This is a genomic window from Acinetobacter sp. YH16053 (assembly GCF_013417035.1).
Classification (GTDB): Bacteria; Pseudomonadota; Gammaproteobacteria; order Pseudomonadales; family Moraxellaceae; genus Acinetobacter; species Acinetobacter towneri.
This window is the reverse complement of record NZ_VPEP01000001.1, coordinates 68,894-86,865: the sequence shown is the minus strand read 5'-3', so window position 1 is coordinate 86,865 and position 17,972 is coordinate 68,894. Positions and strand designations below refer to the sequence as shown.

The 17,972-nt window shown below is 40.6% G+C and carries 19 protein-coding genes; 7 read left to right on the top strand and 12 right to left on the bottom strand.

Annotation, left to right across the window (positions count from 1 at the left end; translation table 11 throughout):
• Window positions 1–173 precede the first annotated feature (173 nt).
• Window positions 174–746, top strand: a complete 573-nt coding sequence (locus FTV43_RS00410) for a nicotinate-nicotinamide nucleotide adenylyltransferase (protein ID WP_179994626.1) — start codon at window positions 174–176, stop codon at window positions 744–746.
• Between the two features lie 78 nt (window positions 747–824).
• On the opposite strand, the gene FTV43_RS00405 is transcribed toward FTV43_RS00410, so the two are convergent.
• The 5 genes from FTV43_RS00405 to dapD all read right to left on the bottom strand — a co-directional run bounded on the left by FTV43_RS00405 (window position 825) and on the right by dapD (window position 4,145).
• Window positions 825–1,283 (bottom strand): peroxiredoxin, encoded by a 459-nt coding sequence (locus tag FTV43_RS00405; protein ID WP_096901114.1) that lies wholly within the window; start codon window positions 1,281–1,283, stop codon window positions 825–827.
• A 70-nt stretch (window positions 1,284–1,353) separates the two neighbouring features.
• Window positions 1,354–1,758: a hypothetical protein gene (locus FTV43_RS00400; RefSeq protein WP_004971768.1), complete on the bottom strand. Its 405-nt coding sequence runs from the start codon at window positions 1,756–1,758 to the stop codon at window positions 1,354–1,356.
• Between the two features lie 13 nt (window positions 1,759–1,771).
• Window positions 1,772–2,443, bottom strand: coding sequence for a 7-cyano-7-deazaguanine synthase QueC (queC, locus tag FTV43_RS00395; protein WP_179994625.1), 672 nt, complete (start codon window positions 2,441–2,443; stop codon window positions 1,772–1,774).
• Window positions 2,444–2,532: 89 nt separating this feature from the next.
• Window positions 2,533–3,243, bottom strand: coding sequence for a 7-carboxy-7-deazaguanine synthase QueE (queE, locus tag FTV43_RS00390; protein ID WP_136144777.1), 711 nt, complete (start codon window positions 3,241–3,243; stop codon window positions 2,533–2,535).
• An 80-nt stretch (window positions 3,244–3,323) separates the two neighbouring features.
• Window positions 3,324–4,145 carry a 2,3,4,5-tetrahydropyridine-2,6-dicarboxylate N-succinyltransferase gene (gene dapD / locus FTV43_RS00385; RefSeq protein ID WP_004971762.1) on the bottom strand — a complete coding sequence of 274 codons (822 nt, stop codon included), beginning with the start codon at window positions 4,143–4,145 and terminating at the stop codon, window positions 3,324–3,326.
• Window positions 4,146–4,444: 299 nt separating this feature from the next.
• Between dapD and carO the strand changes: the two genes are divergently transcribed.
• Window positions 4,445–5,188 carry an ornithine uptake porin CarO gene (carO, locus tag FTV43_RS00380; protein ID WP_179994624.1) on the top strand — a complete coding sequence of 248 codons (744 nt, stop codon included), beginning with the start codon at window positions 4,445–4,447 and terminating at the stop codon, window positions 5,186–5,188.
• A 74-nt stretch (window positions 5,189–5,262) separates the two neighbouring features.
• On the opposite strand, the gene FTV43_RS00375 is transcribed toward carO, so the two are convergent.
• From FTV43_RS00375 to FTV43_RS00345, 7 genes are all read right to left on the bottom strand, one after another.
• Window positions 5,263–6,471, bottom strand: coding sequence for an OmpP1/FadL family transporter (locus tag FTV43_RS00375; protein ID WP_179994623.1), 1,209 nt, complete (start codon window positions 6,469–6,471; stop codon window positions 5,263–5,265).
• A gap of 184 nt (window positions 6,472–6,655) precedes the next feature.
• On the bottom strand, window positions 6,656–7,579 hold the full coding sequence (locus FTV43_RS00370; protein WP_131261163.1) for a CysB family HTH-type transcriptional regulator: 924 nt from the start codon (window positions 7,577–7,579) through the stop codon (window positions 6,656–6,658).
• Between the two features lie 52 nt (window positions 7,580–7,631).
• Entirely contained in the window at window positions 7,632–8,693 is a 1,062-nt protein-coding gene (locus tag FTV43_RS00365) for a sulfate/molybdate ABC transporter ATP-binding protein (protein ID WP_179990088.1), read from the bottom strand.
• Between the two features lie 11 nt (window positions 8,694–8,704).
• The gene (gene cysW / locus FTV43_RS00360) at window positions 8,705–9,598 is read right to left on the bottom strand and encodes a sulfate ABC transporter permease subunit CysW (protein ID WP_179994622.1); all 894 of its coding nucleotides are present in this window, start codon (window positions 9,596–9,598) and stop codon (window positions 8,705–8,707) included.
• Window positions 9,595–10,428: a sulfate ABC transporter permease subunit CysT gene (gene cysT / locus FTV43_RS00355; RefSeq protein ID WP_004971748.1), complete on the bottom strand. Its 834-nt coding sequence runs from the start codon at window positions 10,426–10,428 to the stop codon at window positions 9,595–9,597. Before cysT ends, cysW begins: the two co-directional genes overlap by 4 nt.
• Window positions 10,429–10,508: 80 nt before the next feature.
• Window positions 10,509–11,114, bottom strand: a complete 606-nt coding sequence (locus tag FTV43_RS00350; RefSeq protein WP_179994621.1) for an alpha/beta hydrolase — start codon at window positions 11,112–11,114, stop codon at window positions 10,509–10,511.
• A gap of 319 nt (window positions 11,115–11,433) precedes the next feature.
• Window positions 11,434–12,441, bottom strand: coding sequence for a sulfate ABC transporter substrate-binding protein (locus FTV43_RS00345; protein ID WP_179994620.1), 1,008 nt, complete (start codon window positions 12,439–12,441; stop codon window positions 11,434–11,436).
• A 160-nt stretch (window positions 12,442–12,601) separates the two neighbouring features.
• Between FTV43_RS00345 and pabC the strand changes: the two genes are divergently transcribed.
• The 5 genes from pabC (at window position 12,602) to mtlD (ending at window position 17,962) form a co-directional block, all read left to right on the top strand.
• On the top strand, window positions 12,602–13,435 hold the full coding sequence (gene pabC, locus FTV43_RS00340; RefSeq protein WP_179994619.1) for an aminodeoxychorismate lyase: 834 nt from the start codon (window positions 12,602–12,604) through the stop codon (window positions 13,433–13,435).
• Window positions 13,428–14,498 (top strand): endolytic transglycosylase MltG, encoded by a 1,071-nt coding sequence (gene mltG, locus FTV43_RS00335; protein WP_179990082.1) that lies wholly within the window; start codon window positions 13,428–13,430, stop codon window positions 14,496–14,498. The genes pabC and mltG overlap by 8 nt, the downstream gene beginning before the upstream one ends.
• Before the next feature lie 2 nt (window positions 14,499–14,500).
• On the top strand, window positions 14,501–15,109 hold the full coding sequence (tmk, locus tag FTV43_RS00330; RefSeq protein WP_179994618.1) for a dTMP kinase: 609 nt from the start codon (window positions 14,501–14,503) through the stop codon (window positions 15,107–15,109).
• A 118-nt stretch (window positions 15,110–15,227) separates the two neighbouring features.
• Window positions 15,228–15,638, top strand: a complete 411-nt coding sequence (locus tag FTV43_RS00325) for a PaaI family thioesterase (RefSeq protein ID WP_096901103.1) — start codon at window positions 15,228–15,230, stop codon at window positions 15,636–15,638.
• Window positions 15,639–15,832: 194 nt separating this feature from the next.
• Window positions 15,833–17,962 carry a bifunctional mannitol-1-phosphate dehydrogenase/phosphatase gene (mtlD, locus tag FTV43_RS00320; RefSeq protein WP_131261156.1) on the top strand — a complete coding sequence of 710 codons (2,130 nt, stop codon included), beginning with the start codon at window positions 15,833–15,835 and terminating at the stop codon, window positions 17,960–17,962.
• The last annotated feature ends 10 nt before the right edge of the window (window positions 17,963–17,972 follow it).

The window sequence follows — 17,972 nt, the reverse complement described above, 5'->3', positions numbered from 1 at the left end:
TTTGGCAAAAGTAGGCAAAACCATTTGTCATCCACGAAACCTGCCCAATTATTGTTTTTGATTTATTATCTTGCAAAAACAATAATGAGTTGATACCACGCAGGTTGTGGATGACATTTCCGCGTATCAGATAGCATCATGTTGTTATCAAAATTAGGATTGGCGTATTTATTATGCAATATACGTTTGATTATTTGGTTTTCATTGGCCGCTTTCAGCCATTTCATTTGGCGCATTTGCAAACCATTCAAATTGCGTTCGCACGTAGTCATTATGTGATTTTGGCATTAGGTTCTGCACAAAATGAGCGCAATTTAAAAAATCCGTTTTTAGCCAAAGAACGTGAGCAGATGATTTTGTCTAACTTTTCACCTGAGATGCAAGAACGGATTAAGTTTGTGCATGTCGTAGATGTCTACAATGATGAAAAATGGCAAAAACTAGTCAAATCTTTAGTCGGTGAATCGATTCAACCGCAAGATCGTGTTGGTTTAATTGGGCATTTTAAAGATGACTCGTCTTATTATTTAAAGTTTTTCCCTGAATGGGAGATGGTAGAATTAGACAGCTTGCAAGATGCCATGTCTGCTACGCCTGCACGTGAGGCTTATTATCGTGGGGAAATACAGCCTAATTTTTTCCCGCAAGGCACAATTGATTTCTTAACCGCATTTCAAAACACGGAAATTTATCGTCAATTACAAGACAAATACCAGCAGCAGGATAGCAGTAATTTGACGGAGTAATCCAGTTTTTAAATGAAAAAGGATGATTGAAAAAGCTTTCAATCATCCAGAACATTGTGTTTTTTTAGAGGCTGAAAATTAAGCTTGTAAAGCGGTTAAATCCGCAAGCACTTGCTCGGCGTGTCCTGCAGCTTTGACTTTACGATATTCTTTCAGTAATTGACCTTGATGGAAAATAAAAGTAGAGCGTTCAATGCCCATAACTTTTTTGCCATACATATTTTTTTCTTTAATCACATCAAACAACTGACACAATACTTCTTCTTTATCGCTAATCAAGTTGATGCCTAAAGATTGTTTTTCGGTAAAGTTTTGATGGGCTTTGACTGAGTCGCGCGAAATGCCAATGATGGTGGTATTAAGCGCATCAAATTGTGGCTTTAGCGCAGTAAAATCGACAGCTTGTGTGGTGCAGCCTGGGGTAGAATCTTTCGGGTAAAAATACACCACTAACCAATCTGTACCAAGTTCGGTTAAATTGACTTCGCCTGTGGTTGCAGGAAAAGCTTGATTTGGTAATTGAATTGTCGTGCTCATATTTTTCTCCAAAATCATGCACATAAAAAACTAGCCACATAAAGTGGCTAGTTGAAATTGTTAAGAAAAATTATTTTTTCTCAGCCGCTTTCATTGCTTCTTCAGTTAAGGTTTTTAATTTACCTGTAAGCTGAGGACCAAAACAAGTTTGCAAATCTTTATTTTGCTTTTGTACAAAAGCTAAAGTCGCAGGGCTCTTTTTCTGGTTAATTGCGCTTTGAATTTCCCATTTTTGAGCGTTGGTTAATTTACCATCTGCTTCTACTGCACAAGTACAATATTTGCTTACTTCAGCTGTAGTCAGTTTTTTGCCTTTTGCAGTTTCTTCTTTACAAACATTAATTAAAGCTGCTTTTACATTGGTGCTTTTATATGCTTGTTGCAACTTGTCATTATTTGCGTGTGTCGTTGTTGCGAATAATGCAGCAACAGACATAATCGCAGAAACTATAATGTTTGATTTTAAATTTTTCATACACTTTACCTTGTTATGACGGTATATAACGCGTTGGGTCTGCAACACCGGCATCGGCAAAACCTTGTTTGCGTAAGCGACAGCTGTCACATTTACCACAAGCACGTGCTTGGTCATCTGCTTGGTAGCAAGAAACCGTTTGACTATAGTCTACGCCATGTTCAATACCTAAGCGAATAATATTTGCTTTGGATAAATGTAACAAAGGTGTCTCAAATTTTAACGGTTTGCCTTCTACGCCAACTTTGGTTGCCAAGCGTGCCATATTGGCAAAAGCATCAATAAATTCAGGACGACAGTCAGGATAGCCCGAATAATCTACCGCATTAATACCAATCACAATTGCTTCTGCATCAAAAACTTCGGCAGCTGCTAAAGCATAAGACAGGAAGATGGTATTACGCGCAGGCACATAAGTCACAGGAATACCTTCTTGCTCATGATCAGGTACTTCAATGCTGTGATCGGTCAGGGCAGAACCGCCCAAGTTGCCTAAATCAATATTAATCACACGATGCTCAATGCCTGCATTTTTAGTCAAGGCACGTGCAGCATCTAGCTCTGTAGTCGAGCGTTGACCATACATAAAACTAAGTGCAATACATTCATAACGCGCTTGTGCCCATGCCAAACACGTGGTTGAGTCTAATCCACCAGATAACAATACAATGGCACGAGGGCGCATAATTGAACTCCAAATTTTAAAATATAGCGATAGAACTTGAGCAAAAGTGTGAAGATTGACGTCAATACGAATGGGGATTCGTGAGGAGATTAACGACCTGTTTCATCATTCCAAAGCAATTTATGTAATTGCAATTGGAAACGAACAGGGAGATGGTCGGCTAAAATCCACTGTGCCAAATCACGTGCAAGTTGTGGCAAGGCGACTGCACCTTTTTCGACAGCAAATGCAGGGGAGAACCACACTGTATCGACTTTTTTATGCAACTGATATTGCTCAACTTGCTGCTTCGCCCAAAGATAATCGTCATGATTGCAAATCACAAATTTGATTTGATCATGTGGGTTTAAAAAATCTAAATTTGATAATAAGTTGCGTGACATTTCACCCGATGCAGGGGTTTTTAAATCCAGCACCTTCGACACACGGTTATCCACTTTAGAAATATCTAAAGCTCCACTGGTTTCCAAAGACACTTCACAACCTAAATCTGCCAAGCGTTGCATGAGTGGCAGTGCATTCGGTTGAGCCAGAGGTTCACCGCCCGTCACACATACATACGGTGTTTTAAATTCTAGCGTGGTTTGGATGATGTCATCTAAAGATTGACGTTCGCCACCTTCAAAAGAATAAGTGGTATCACAGTAATGGCAACGCAATGGACAACCCGTTAAACGAATAAACACGGTTGGCAAGCCCGATGTATTGGCTTCGCCCTGCAATGAATAGAAAATCTCCGTGATGCGTAAACCCGCAGACGGATCAGAAACAGGAATAGCGGAAGATCGGAGGGTATTCATAAAATTCATCACAGTATGTAAAAAAACAAAAATCCCTACGGTCATTGCTGGCCGTAGAGATGGAGAAAACTAAAAAAAGTTTAGTCTTCGCGTAATAAATCGTTCAAACTGGTTTTTGCACGGGTTTTCGCATCTACTTTCTTCACAATGATAGCAGCATACAAGCTATAAGTGCCACATTTAGAAGGCAGGTTGCCAGAAACTACCACCGAACCTGCAGGTACACGACCATAATGGATTTCGCCAGTTTCACGGTCATAAATTTTGGTCGATTGACCAATATAAACGCCCATAGAAATGACAGAACCTTCTTCCACAATCACGCCTTCAACAATTTCAGAACGTGCGCCAATGAAGCAGTTGTCTTCAATAATAGTTGGGTTTGCTTGAAGTGGCTCAAGTACACCACCAATACCTACACCACCCGATAAATGCACGTTTTTACCAATTTGTGCACATGAACCTACAGTTGCCCATGTATCAACCATGGTGCCTTCATCTACATAAGCGCCAATATTGACATAAGATGGCATTAACACCACATTTTTGGCTTGGAATGAACCTTTACGTGCAACTGCTGGCGGTACAACACGCACACCTGCTTGTTTGAATTGCTCGTCAGTCCAACCTGTAAATTTCGTGTCTACTTTGTCGTAGAAACGCAAATCGCAAGATTCAATTGGCTTGTTATCATTGAGTTTAAAAGATAACAAAACTGCCTTTTTTAACCATTGGTGAACGATCCACTCACCATTAATTTTTTCAGCAACGCGTAATGTGCCGTTATCTAAACCTGCAATTGCTTGTTCAACTGCCTGACGAATTTCAGCGGGACAATCTGCAGCGCTGAAATTAGCGCGGTCTTCAAATGCTTGTTCAATGATTGTTGAAAGCTGAGACATCGATGTTCTTACCAGAAAAAAAATTTCCAAAGATTTTACACTATATTGAGTGAGGAATAGATAAAAATTGGAACAGATTGGAATTTATCCTTAGTAAGATAAACAAGTTAAGTTGCGCGCTAAATTGTTGAAGTTTTGAAAATAAATGCTTTTGCAATAAACAATAAGAATAAATTTGTATCAAAAAATAACAAAAACGGGGTAAATTTTGCATAAAAGCTGACCGCAACATGCTCTATAGTTTTCTCATGACAAACACGAATGAAAATTCAAAAAGTTTTAGTTTGAGGAGAAACACAATGAAAACTTTACATACAATTTTAGCCGCTTCGGTATTGGCAGCAGTTGCAGGTTCTGCAATGGCAGATACAGCTGTGGTAAAAGATGGTTATGCGTTTGATCGTAACCAATTAATTCCAACAGGTGTACGTGCTGAAGTAGGTACAACAGGTTATGGTGGTGCCTTACTTTGGACTGCAAACCCTTATGTTGGCTTAGCTCTTGGCTATAACGGTGGCGATATTTCTTGGTCGGATGACTTATCTATTAATGGTACTAAGTATGATATGGATATGGACAATAACTTGACCTATTTAAATGCTGAAATTCGTCCATGGGGTGCAAGTCCAAGTAAATGGGCGCAAGGCGTTTATGTTGCAGCAGGTGTTGGCTATATTGACAATGAATACGGTTTAGATAAGCAAAATAAAAATGCTCAAGGTACTATTCATGTAAATGATGTTGCATACACAGGTTTAGGTGGGGTGAAAGGTAAACTCGCTTATGAAAATGACATTGCGCCATATCTAGGTTTAGGTTTTGCTCCAAAGATTAACAATAATTGGGGTGTATTTGGTGAAGTTGGTGCGTTCTATACAGGCAATCCGACTGTTAATTTAAGTGAATATGGTAATTTATCTAATGCAGTTGCTGGTTCTCCAAGTATTTCAGAGTCAGTACATGCGGAAGAACAAAAAATCCGTAACGATGACAAATACGAATGGATGCCAGTAGCTAAACTAGGTGTAAGCTACCACTGGTAATATCCGTTAGTTTCAGCTAAACCAAAAAAAACGAGCTTCGGCTCGTTTTTTATTTGTGTAGGTTTACGTGTATATTAGAAACGATGGGCAAGACGTAAACCATAAACAAGGGCATTGTTATTATTGGACGTTGCCAGCGAGGCAAAAGACACAGCACTGTCAGTATTGGTATTGATTTTGGCTTTTCTAAACTTTAAATAATGTGCGCCAAATGTAATCTCATTTTTTTGATTTACACGATATACCACGCCTGTTCCAAAACTTGAAAAGCCATCTGAAGGGTTGAGTGTAGACACAGTATTGCCAGTCCCAGAGTCCCATGAGCTTTCAATAAAACTGACCCATGTGGGTGTCCAACGGTGCGCCCAGCCTATTTTTGCCGACCATTGGTCTTTAGGGTAGGAAATCAGTTGATAACCTGAAATTTCGGGTACATACGGTGCATAGGCAGCAATGACCGCATTAAATTGTGGCGGTTGAATGCTAAAGTCAGACCAGTTTACCCAGCGTAAATCTGCATAGACGAGGTTATGTGTCGAAATCGCTGTTTGTAAGTGTGCATTGACAGATTTTGGAGTTTCTACCACGCTCTGATTTTCGGGCACAAGATTTAAAAGCGTGTGTTGCGTATGTTCGTAAGTATTTAGACGATGTTTAATTTTAGCGCGATAAGTCACTGCGGTTTTAAATGCATACTCTGGAATTTGATAACTAAATCCTGTTAACCAACCTAGGGCAGAATCACGTTCAAATGCTACGCTATAACCATTAAACACAGCATAATCTTGTCCAAAAACCTCTAAATAGCCTTTAAAGTCTTGCCAGCTAATACCTGTAAAAAAATTCCAGCGAGGGGTAGGTTGATAGCCGATTAGTGCAGTCATATTGCGACTGTCAAACTGAATATGACTGGACTCAATTTCTATTTTTTCAGCATATATTTCAGGGGTATATTGATAATTAACCCGCCCACCAAACGGTTGGTCGAATAATAAACCAAAGGAAAGTTGTGGGCTAAGCTGTAATTTTAAGCCCGCATTGATGAAATGTTTGCTTTCGACCAAATCTCCAGTCGAAAAATCAGTAACTCCCAGTTCACGGAGTTGTTGTTGATATTGTACTTGCCCAGAAACATTCGGCTCTAAATAAAGCAAGGTTATTTCTGCATAATTATTTTCTTGTAAAAAGGCGCTTACAGATTGATGGCTTTGTTCTAGAGCTGCAGCATGACTATACACTATGGGCAGGACGTACAAGCATGCAGTGCAAAGATGATATTTCATGTGACGTCCCGCATTTGAGTGATAGAATCGTGTTTAAAATCAAATAATCATTTTTATTGTTGATTATATTTTATGCATAATTTGAATCAATTTAAAACATTATTTTCCTGTTTTAAGATAAACGAAGATCGTGGCGAAATAATGAAACATAAGAGAGCGAATGCGCTCTCTTATGTGAATGGGGTTATTCGTCAGGATAAGCAATGCGCTTTAACGCTTTAATATCGGCATTTGGTGCACATAAAGAAATAAACTCATAGCCATAGCCACGTAGTAAATGTCCTTTGCGAACCGCAATCCATGTGGTGTTTACCCCAAAAATATCGGTCTGGATTTGTTTTAGACGGTAATCGCGTTCTGCATCGTATGCCACATTGTTTACCACGCCTACGCCCATGCCCAATTCAACATAGGTCTTAATAACATCGGCATCAAGTGCAGACATAACGATATTGACATCAATTCCTGCATCGGTAAATGCTTTGTCAATTTTAGAACGTCCCGTAAAGCCGCCGTGATAAGTGATGATTGGATATTCTGCCAAATCGGTCAGGCTAATCTCAGTTTTACTGGCTAAAGGATGATCTTGCGGGGTAATAATGCTGTGGCGCCAGTCATAATAAGGCACACTTGCCAAGTTCTCTTCAGTGGTTAGAGATTCGGTTGCAATACCAATATCGGCTTCACCTTGTAGCAGCATTTCGGCAATTTCAACAGGGCTGGCTTGTTGCAAAATCAAATGTACTTTAGGGAATTCTTTTTTAAACAAATTCACAATAGGCGGCAGCACATAACGCGCTTGGGTATGTGTAGTCGCAATGGTGAGCGTGCCTTCATCGACTTTATTAAAGTCATCGGCAAGGCGTTTAATGTTATCTGCATCAACCAACATGCGTTCGACAATACTCAGCAAAGCTTGTCCTGGCTCGGTTAAACCTAATAGACGTTTGCCTTTGCGCACAAAAAGCTGCACACCAAGTTCATCTTCAAGGTCTTTAATGTGCTTACTCACGCCCGATTGAGAAGTGTATAGTGCCGCAGACGCTTCGGTTAAATTAAAGTTTTGCCGAACGGTTTCTCTAATAATTCTAAGTTGTTGGAAGTTCATAGTGGTGCAACCCTAAAAAGGATGGAGCGGGTTAGGCTCCATCTTGATGTCCTTATGCGACTTGATTTTCAAATAAATGTAAAGTGGTTACACTTAACCAAACCGTTTGATTTGGGCGGAATTGGTGCAGTTTCGCTTCATCTGCAGTGAGTGCAATTTCAATTAAATTCCCTTGGCGATCTTGCAATTCTGCAACTACTTTACCAGCAATCCAAACCTCACGTAAGAAGGTCGCTTGAATGGTATTTTCCTGTGGTTGGGCATGAATATGCAACTCATCTGGACGCGCAAATGCAATCACTTTGCCTTGTGGTGCATTTGGTTGATTGAGAAGTTGTACGCGATCTTCACCAATTTGCACAACCCCTTGATGATGTTGTCCTTCAAAACGGTTGGCTTGACCTAAGAAGTCAAATACAAACGGAGTTGCAGGCTGTTCATACACTTCACGCGGTGAACCAATTTGTTCGACATTACCTTTGTTCATGACAATAATTTGATCGGCAACTTCGAGTGCTTCTTCCTGATCGTGGGTCACGAAAATTGAAGTGATGTGTAATTCATCATGCAAAGTTCTTAACCAACGACGTAATTCTTTACGCACTTTGGCATCAAGCGCACCAAAAGGTTCATCCAATAACAATACGCGTGGTTCTACCGCTAAGGCACGTGCCAAAGCAATACGTTGACGTTGTCCACCCGATAATTGTGCAGGATAACGGTCTGCTAAAAAGCTTAACTGTACCAAGTCGAGTAAACGCATAACACGCTTTTTAATCTCGGCTTCTGAAGGTCGGGTTGCACGTGGACGTACCCGTAAACCAAATGCGATATTGTCAAATACGGTCATGTGGCGGAATAGGGCATAGTGTTGGAAAACGAATCCAACTTGACGTTCGCGCACATGCACATCGGTTGCATCCTGACCCTCTAATATCACTTGCCCACGATCTGCCGATTCTAGCCCCGCAATAATACGCAACAAGGTGGTTTTACCACAGCCTGAAGGTCCAAGCAGTGCCACCAATTGACCATCTGGAAAATCGAGGGAGATGTCTTTCAGTGCATGGAATGCACCAAAATTTTTTTCAATATTTTTAACTTGAATACTCATGCGGTCATTCCTTAAGAAACAGTTGAATCTTCATTGCGTTGGTTTTGCTTTTCTTGACGAATTTCAACCCAAGTTTTTAAAATCAGGGTCACAATCGCGAGAAGTGCCAAGAGAGAGGACACCGCAAACGCAGCACTAAAGGTGTATTCGTTGTAGAGAATTTCGACGTGTAGCGGTAGGGTATTGGTTTCTCCGCGAATATGCCCCGATACCACAGATACTGCGCCAAACTCTCCCATCGCGCGGGCATTACACAGAATTACGCCGTAAATTAATCCCCATTTAATATTTGGCAAAGTGACTTTCCAAAAGGTTTGCCAACCAGATGCACCTAATACAATCGCAGCTTCTTCCTCCTCTGTGCCTTGTGCTTCCATTAAAGGAATCAATTCACGCGCCACAAAAGGTACGGTAATGAAGATGGTGGCAATCACAATTGCAGGCACGGCATATAAAACTTTGATGTCGTTTTCCATCAACCAGCCACCCATCCAGCCTTGTGTACCAAAAATCAGGACTAACATTAAACCTGCAATGACAGGGGAAACTGAAAAAGGCATATCAATTAAGGTGGTGAGAATTGCCTTACCACGGAAATTAAATTTCGCCACTGCCCACGCTGCGGCAATACCAAATACCACGTTTAAAGGTACGGCAATGGCTGCAGTGAGTAAGGTTAATTTCACTGCCGATAAAGTGTCAGGATGCACCAATGCTTGTGCATAGACACCAATGCCTTGTTTAAAGGCTTCTACAAAAACCAAAATCAGCGGCAAAATCAGACAGCTTAAGAAGAAAATGAAGGCAATTGCAATCAGGGTATAGCGTACCCAAGTCGGTTCACGTGTTGCATCGCGTGATTGTAGTTTTTCAGCCAAAGCATTGCTGTTGGTATTTAAACTCATCGTGCAGTTCTCCCTGTGCGACGACTTGCCCATGCTTGTAATAAGTTAATTAAGAACAGCATGACAAAAGAAATCAGCAACATCACCACAGCAATTGTGGTTGCACCTGCGTAGTCATATTCTTCTAAACGAGAAATAATCATTAAGGGTGCAATTTCAGTTTTAAATGGTTGGTTACCTGCAATGAAAATCACCGAGCCATATTCACCTACGCCACGCGCAAATGCGAGGGCAAAACCTGTAATCAGTGCAGGCAATAAAATAGGGAAAATCACTTTGGTGACAATTTGAAAGCGGTTAGCCCCCAGCGCAGATGCCGCTTCTTCCAATTCGGTTTCTAAGTCACTGAGTACGGGTTGCACGGTACGCACAACAAATGGAATACCAATAAAAATCAGGGCAAGGGTAATTCCGATAGGGGTATAGGCGACTTTAATGCCCAGTGGTTCTAAATATTGTCCAATCCAGCCTGTTGGTGCATATAAAGAAGTCAGGGCAATACCCGCAACTGCAGTAGGCAATGCAAAAGGTAAATCGACCAAAGAATCTATAATACGTTTGCCCGGAAAGCTGTATCGTACCAAACACCATGCCAATAATAAGCCGAAGACGACATTAATAAAGGCTGCAATGAGCGCAGCGCTAAAACTTAATTGCAAAGATTTTTGGATACGTTCTGAACTTAAAATTTCCCATAAACCATCCCAACCGATACCTAGCGATTTAATAAATACAGCCGATAAGGGAATAAGAACAATTAAAGATAAATACGCTAGGGTAAAGCCTAGAGAAAGACCAAATCCTGGCAGCACTTTGGATCGCTGCGACATGTTGACTCCTCAAAAGAGAGAATGAGTGTTTAAAAACAAACAGATAAAAATAAATCCGGCACAAGCATAAGTTGCGAAGATCAAATTACAAATTTGAATAGATACTTTCTTTTATCAGAAATGTTGATATGTGATTGCATATTTTCTGCAATCAAATAATCATAAATTTCAGGAAATGCCCCAAAGCCTGATGCAACATTAATATGACCCACTTGTCCTAGATTAATAGGTGTGACTTGCCATGCTTGTGCAAGTGACTGTGCATCTGTAAAACTGAGCCACGGGTCATTTTCACTGATCAATAAGCGTGTCGGTACAGCCAATTTAAGTTGCTGAAAATAAGCCGAATAATTGCTTTGACTGTGTTCTGCAAAACCAGATTCACCAAAACGGGCAGGGTTGGCAGGCGCAACCAAAACCAAATTTTTAATTTTCGCCTGAAGCTCAGTGTGCTGTGCTAAGGCTGCCACTGTGGTCAGACAACCAAAGCTGTGCGCCACAATTTGAATATCATTCTGAATCGGGGCAACTGTTTTGACAAATTCAGCAACCCAGTTCTGTAAAATTGGGCTATTCCAGTCTGACTGTTGTACACGCGAGCAAGACATGAGTTGTCGTTGTAACCAAGATTGCCAGTGCGCATATTCACTGCCACCTACACCTGGAACAATTACGGTATGAATCATGTCGATGCTCCTTCGCATATTTCAGCCTGAAATAATGATCTGAATAACGCTTGAATATGAATTGAACCCATCATTTTCAGCTTTGGCTGTGATCACTTGGATTCAAAACTCAGTAAGATAATGCTGTAAAATTCATGTTTTAAATAATCTGCAACAAGGATAACTAGAGTTTCTATGCAAAAAAAATAATTAAAAATGAATTTTATATGAATAAAAGAGATATATGTGAATCAGGTAAAAATGCGTTTGTGAAAACACCCGCATTTTTCAATTTGGGTGTTTTCAGCTAGAGCTTTGGTATGATTTACCTTTCGGAGTATTATTTGGTTTGGTTGGCTTTGACAATCTGATCGAAAATGCCATCATTTTCAAAGTGTTGCTTCTGAACTTTGCTCCATCCACCAAACTCTTGATCAATCGTCACCAACTTCAATGGTTTAAATTGCGACTTATATTGTGCCAACACCGTAGCATTACGTGGTCGGTAATAATTCTTCGCAGCAATGTTTTGACCCGCAGGCGAATAGAGATAGTTTAAATAGGCTTTGGCTAAGTGTTGATTGCCATCTTTTTGCACATTTTTCTCTACAATCGCCACAGGCGGTTCAGCCAAAATAGATAGAGAAGGCGTGATGATCTCAAATTTACCCGGTTGTTCACGCACGGCTAAATAGGCTTCATTTTCCCAAGCTAACAAAACATCACCAATGCCACGTTCTGCAAAAGTGGTGGTTGAGCCACGTGCGCCTGAATCCAATACTTTGGTTTGTTTATAAATTTGGCGAACAAACTCTTGCGCTTTAGCATCATTGCCCGCAGGTTGATGTTTTGCCCATGCCCACGCTGCCAAATAGTTCCAGCGTGCACCGCCAGATGTTTTTGGATTTGGAGTAATGATTTCCACACCAGGTTTGACCAAATCGCCCCAATCTCGAATACCTTTCGGGTTGCCTTTACACACTAAAAATACAATTGTGGATGTATAAGGGGTCGAGTTGTGCGGAAATTTCTTTTGCCAGTCTTTAGGTAATAGACCGCGTTTGGCAATTTCATCAATATCGGCAGCCAGTGCCAAAGTCACGACATCGGCACCTAGACCATCAATCACCGCACGTGCCTGTTTGCCCGAACCGCCATGTGATTGTTTAAAGTTAATGTTTTGCCCGGTGGCTTTTTTCCAGTACGCACCAAAATCTTTGTTAAAGTTATCGTATAATTCACGGGTTGGATCGTAGGAAACATTCAGAAAGTCTTTTGCAGAAACGCTCAAGGTTGTTGCCGAAAGTACTGCCGCCAGTAGTCCAATTTTCAGTTTTGTAAAGTTCATGTTTGACCTCAGGTATTAAATCTGTTGTTGAATGAGGCAAGCATATCGGTAGTCTATTTGCTGAAAAAATAATTTAAAATGCGGTGAATATCAGTAAATGATAAATATAAATTTCTTCATTGTTTTCTATATTTAGAGATAAATAACGAGTACTTCTTCCATGCAGTGTTATAAAAATGCCAAGCCAACTGAGCAGATTCATGTGTTAGATCGCGCGTTTCATTATGGCGATGGATGCTTTAGCACTGCACGTATTCGCCAAAATCAAATTGAATTATTTGACCGTCATTTGGCGCGTTTGCAATATGCCAATTGCAAACTTTATTTAAATGCCAATCTTGAGTTAATCACTGAAACGCTGACACTTTTAAAGCAGGCGCATGGCGAGTTAAATGGTACTTTGAAGATTGTTTTAAGTCGTGGTGTGGGGCAGCGTGGCTACAGCTTGCCTGATCATCCTGCCGATGTTTGGGTGTTTTTCTATCCACAAGTACAAGCGGCTTTAGATACGGCATATCATTATGACATCATTCAAAGTGGCATCTTGGCACAAGCGATTGGACTAAGCATGCCGAATTTAGTTGGGCTGAAAAGTTTGAACCGTCTTGAACAGGTTTTATTAAAACAAGAGGCCGATCAAGCGGGGTGGCTTGAGGCTTTGGTAACCGATGTGCAGGGGCGTGTGGTTGAAGGTGTGAGTAGTAATTGTTTCATTCTTATAAACAATACATGGATTACCCCGCAACTTGGTTATAATGGCGTGCACGGCGTGATGCGGGCAGAAATTTTGTCGCGGATGCAACAGCACAATATTGCGTGTGAACAACGTGATATAGATGCTGCAGAAATTGCGAACATTCAAAGTTTATTTTTTTGCAATGCGCTTAGTCCAATGAAAATTGCCAGCCATTTACAGTCACAGCTTTTGGATGTGCAACCGTGTATTCAATTATTTAAGCAACTTCAACTGAATCAGATACATTCTTATGTCTAAACCTAAACGCCCATCAAAATCTAAAAAGAAAACTAATACAGTACAGTCTATGCGTGCCTTGAAAGGTGGCATCATTTTTATACTGGGGCTATTACTGGTGCTTGGCGTGATTTTATGGTCAAGTCTGTTTAGAGATTATCCTGTTGAAGGTCAAAAACAATTATTGGCGATTAATAATGGTGATACTTACTCACGTTTTATTGACCGTTTGGCAGAACAAGATCATGTGAATTTTCCAATTGTTTTAAAACTCTATCAACGGGTGATGATTCACGACAGCATGAAAAAAGGCGTGTATGAAGTCCGTCAGGGCATGAGTGTACGTCAGGTTTTGGAAATGATCGCCAATGCTGAAAATGCGCAAATGAACCGTATTTTGGTTATTGAAGGCACGACTTTTAAGCAATTGATTGAGGCATTAAAGAAAGATGATTTGGTCAGTAAAGAAGTAGTGTATTTACCTTATGCAGAATTGCTGAAAGCTTTAAATATTCCTTATGCACATCCAGAAGGGTTGTTTGCACCAAATACGTATTTTTTTGCTAAAGGTGAAACTGATCGTAAAATTTTAACCGATTTATATCAGCGTCAAATGAAAGCATTAGATGATGCTTGGAATAATCGAGCAGCAGATTTACCTTATAAAAATAAATATGAAGCCTTGATTATGGCCTCAATTATTGAAAAAGAAACCAATGTCGATGCTGAGTTGCAGCAAGTGTCTGGGGTATTTGTACGCCGTTTAAAACTAGGCATGCGTTTACAAACCGATCCAACTGTTATTTATGGAATGGGCGATAAATATCAGGGCAATATTACCCGTCAGGATTTACGCACGCCAACGCCATACAATACCTATACCATGAGTGGCTTAACGCCAACACCAATTGCCTTGCCAAGTCAAAAAGCCATTGAAGCGGCGATGCATCCAGACCAATCTGACAACATTTATTTTGTCGCGACAGGTAATGGTGGACATAAATTTAGCACCAATTTGCAAGATCATAACCGTGCCGTGCAGGAATATTTAAATGTACTGCGCGCGAAAAAATCAGGGGAATAAGCATGTTTATCAGTTTTGAAGGCACCGAAGGGGTAGGCAAAACGACACTCATTCGCCGTATTCATGATTATTTTACTGCACAAGGTCAAGAGGTGGTTTTAACCCGTGAGCCAGGTGGAACCCCTATGGCAGAGCAAATTCGTGCTTTGTTACTCGCGGTCAACCATGAAGAAAAAATGTGTTCAGACACTGAGTTATTGTTGATGTATGCAGCGCGTGCTCAGCATTTAGATCAGGTGATTTTACCTGCGTTGGCTGCAGGAAAAACTGTACTGTGTGACCGTTTTAGTGATGCGAGTTTTGCTTATCAGTGTGCAGGACGTGGTTTGAGTGAAAGCAAGTTGCAGACTTTAAATAATAACTTTGTGGCACGTATGCCTGACTTAACTTTCTGGCTGGATGCACCGATTGAACTGGGTATGACCCGTGCACGGGCACGTGGTGAACTTGATCGTTTTGAACAAGAGAAAGCAACTTTCTTTGAGAAAGTAAGAGGTGGCTATCAAACTTTGTGGGAGCGACACCCTGAGCGAGTGAAGCGCTTAGATGCAACACAAAGCCCCGATCAAGTATTTGCACAGGCGATGCACTATTTGCAAGCTAAGGCATAACAAACAAAGGTATAACAAGCCAATGGGTCATGGTTATTCATTTGATTGAATGGAAAAATCTTCTATAGTGGAAATGCTTTAGAAGATTTTTTTATTTAAATAATAGCGAATAGTAAATATGACCAAAGACGAAATTATTGAATTTTTAAAAGTTGAGTTTCCGCAAAGTTTGGAAAAATGTGAAATTGTGTCCATCACGCCACGTGGGGCATTGGTGAATTATCACATCGATGAACGTGATTTACGCCCAGGTGGTACGGTATCAGGGCCGACTATGATGACCGTTGCTGACTATGCACTTTATATCGCCATTTTAGGCGAATTAGGTTTGGTGGCTTTAGCGGTCACGAGCAACTTAAACATTAACTTTTTACGCAAGCCCGCAGCAGGGCGTAATTTACGTGGTGAATGTCGCTTAATGAAAGTAGGGAAAAACCTCGTGGTCGGTGAGGTTTGGGTATATTCCGAAGGTGTAGATGATGCCGTGGCGCATGTCACAGGGACGTATTCGATTCCACAGATTGGCTGAGAATAAAGTCAGCTTTATCTTAATTTTAGTTACTTATATTTACCATGTGGTTACATATGTACACATACTACATGAAAATCAGGGTTTGATTGGTTAAAAAATAATCACAAATATTTCATTTTATGTTTTTCATATAGATCAAATCTGCTTTTGTCTAAGCTAGCAACCCGTAAGTGATAAAACAAGGGAGCTAAATGCTTAAATTTAAGAACAATATTGTTCATGGAGCAATCTTTGATATGGATGGAACAATGTTTGATACTGAACGATTACGGTTTCAAACATTGAAGCAGGCATCTCAGGAGCTCATTGGCGTTGAATTTTCAGACGTATACCTCATGCAATGTTTGGGTTTGAGTGCAAAGAGCGCTGAACAACTGGCGCAAGCAGAATATGGTGCAGACATTCCTTACCGTGAGATCCGTCAGCGTGCTGATGAACTAGAACTAGAAAGTGTGCGCAATTTTGGTGTGCCCATTAAAAAAGGTTTGTTGCAGGTATTAGAGCGGTTACGAAAGTCTGGCTTGAGAATGGCGGTTGCTACGTCTAGTCGTCGTGCCATTGCCGAAGAATATTTGATTAATGCCAATGTCTATAAGTTTTTTGATGTATTAGTTTGTGGCGATGAGGTGCAACAGGGCAAGCCACATCCTGAAATTTTTATAACAGCCGCACAAAAAATTAATCTAGAACCCAGCGAATGTTTTATGCTGGAAGATTCTGAAAATGGAATCAAATCTGCACATGCAGCGGGTGGCATAACCATACTATTTCGGGATATCAAAAAACCTAATGCTAATATGTTGTCACTCACGCAGCATTATTACGCAAGTATGCAAGCTTATTTAGATGACTTAAATCAAGTTATTCCTGTATTGGAAATGCCGAGTTTACAAGAGGCCTTCCCGCAAACTTTAAATCAGTTGAGTGTGGGGATTCATGGTTTTGGTGCAATAGGTGGGGGCTATTTGGCCCAAATTTTATCGCACTGGGATGGCTATACCCGTCCTAAACGTATTTATGCTTCTACACGGAATACCTTATATCGTTCTGCAGTAAACGCCTTTGGAACGTATTCAATTCGTTATGGACAATGTTCTTATGATGAACGAATTGAAAATATGCACATCATTGATGCGGAGAACTTGCAGCAGATGCAGCAAATGTATGTGGAGTCGAGCCTAATTGCATTATGTTTGCCTGAACATGCTTTACAGCAAGAGGCTAAAGTAATTGCGCAGGGCTTATATGCCCGTTTTATAGCGCAATTTGAACTCCATCAGCCTTTAACTATTTTGGTAATTTTAAATAAAGTTGGGGCAAAACAGCTCTTGATGACGCATATTCATCAGGCGTTAGAGGCGTTGTTGGATCCCGATACGGCAGCCAAAATTATGGCGCAGCATTATTTTTGCGATACTGTCGTAAATAGAATGGTCTCTAAATTAAGCGATCAAAACTTATATCGCCAATTACGCATCAAGTATAATATTTTTAAGCAATTTCAGTTGGATGACGAAGCAGAGCCAATTGAAATTGAAGACAATACTCGATTGCAGCCTGAGCAAGAGCGTCAAGCCACCTTATATGTAGAAGATTTAAGACGCAATTTTCAGCCCAGTCACATTTTGCAAAGTATGGATTTAATTTTATTTCATGCTGAAAGTGACATGCCTATTTATGTGGAAAATGCCAGTCCATTATTGCAACACATGCGTCAAATGATTTTGGTAGATGATATTGCCGAAATCCAACTCATTAAAAATCGTTTATGGAATGGTGTACATGCCATGATGGCTTGGTTATCCAGTTTAATAGGGCATAACAGTATTGGTGTCGCAATGGCAGACCCATTGGTTGCAGATTTTACCCGCGCTGTTTCGGCACAAGTAGCGTTGGGATTAGCTGCACAGTTGCCGCATCGTCAGCAAAACTTAAAGCATCTGGCACAGAGCTTTCTGGACTCATGTGAACATGCCTATAAAGACCCGTGTCAGCGTGTGGCACGTGACCCTTTGCGTAAACTCTCAGCCAATGAACGGGTGATGGGTGCTTTGATTTATCATCTGCAGCATGATTTAGCTGCAAATTATGTGCAGAAAGGAGTGGTGTTGGGCTATCTGTATGCAATTAAAATGCAGCAGTTGGGGGCTCAAGCAGCATTACAGCATTTGTCAAAACAATTGCAAAATGCGCCTATAGACGAACAAACACGGCAGCAATTGCAGTACATAATTAGCCACCAATTACAGCAACTATTGGCTGGTCAAGTTCGCTTAGAAGCATTTATTCAAGATGGTACTCAAGTTGCAGCCGTAATCTAAAAATCAACTT

Bases quoted from the DNA above. Each gene is read 5' to 3' on its own strand.
- FTV43_RS00370 (WP_131261163.1), bottom strand. From the start codon at position 7,579: ATGAACTTCCAACAACTTAGAATTATTAGAGAAACCGTTCGGCAAAAC.
- mtlD (WP_131261156.1), top strand. From the start codon at position 15,833: ATGCTTAAATTTAAGAACAATATTGTTCATGGAGCAATCTTTGATATG.
- queC (WP_179994625.1), bottom strand. From the start codon at position 2,443: ATGCGCCCTCGTGCCATTGTATTGTTATCTGGTGGATTAGACTCAACC.
- dapD (WP_004971762.1), bottom strand. From the start codon at position 4,145: ATGTCTCAGCTTTCAACAATCATTGAACAAGCATTTGAAGACCGCGCT.
- cysT (WP_004971748.1), bottom strand. From the start codon at position 10,428: ATGTCGCAGCGATCCAAAGTGCTGCCAGGATTTGGTCTTTCTCTAGGC.
- pabC (WP_179994619.1), top strand. From the start codon at position 12,602: ATGCAGTGTTATAAAAATGCCAAGCCAACTGAGCAGATTCATGTGTTA.
- tmk (WP_179994618.1), top strand. From the start codon at position 14,501: ATGTTTATCAGTTTTGAAGGCACCGAAGGGGTAGGCAAAACGACACTC.
- FTV43_RS00350 (WP_179994621.1), bottom strand. From the start codon at position 11,114: ATGATTCATACCGTAATTGTTCCAGGTGTAGGTGGCAGTGAATATGCG.
- FTV43_RS00410 (WP_179994626.1), top strand. From the start codon at position 174: ATGCAATATACGTTTGATTATTTGGTTTTCATTGGCCGCTTTCAGCCA.
- FTV43_RS00400 (WP_004971768.1), bottom strand. From the start codon at position 1,758: ATGAAAAATTTAAAATCAAACATTATAGTTTCTGCGATTATGTCTGTT.
- FTV43_RS00345 (WP_179994620.1), bottom strand. From the start codon at position 12,441: ATGAACTTTACAAAACTGAAAATTGGACTACTGGCGGCAGTACTTTCG.
- cysW (WP_179994622.1), bottom strand. From the start codon at position 9,598: ATGAGTTTAAATACCAACAGCAATGCTTTGGCTGAAAAACTACAATCA.
- mltG (WP_179990082.1), top strand. From the start codon at position 13,428: ATGTCTAAACCTAAACGCCCATCAAAATCTAAAAAGAAAACTAATACA.
- queE (WP_136144777.1), bottom strand. From the start codon at position 3,243: ATGAATACCCTCCGATCTTCCGCTATTCCTGTTTCTGATCCGTCTGCG.
- FTV43_RS00405 (WP_096901114.1), bottom strand. From the start codon at position 1,283: ATGAGCACGACAATTCAATTACCAAATCAAGCTTTTCCTGCAACCACA.
- FTV43_RS00325 (WP_096901103.1), top strand. From the start codon at position 15,228: ATGACCAAAGACGAAATTATTGAATTTTTAAAAGTTGAGTTTCCGCAA.
- FTV43_RS00365 (WP_179990088.1), bottom strand. From the start codon at position 8,693: ATGAGTATTCAAGTTAAAAATATTGAAAAAAATTTTGGTGCATTCCAT.
- carO (WP_179994624.1), top strand. From the start codon at position 4,445: ATGAAAACTTTACATACAATTTTAGCCGCTTCGGTATTGGCAGCAGTT.
- FTV43_RS00375 (WP_179994623.1), bottom strand. From the start codon at position 6,471: ATGAAATATCATCTTTGCACTGCATGCTTGTACGTCCTGCCCATAGTG.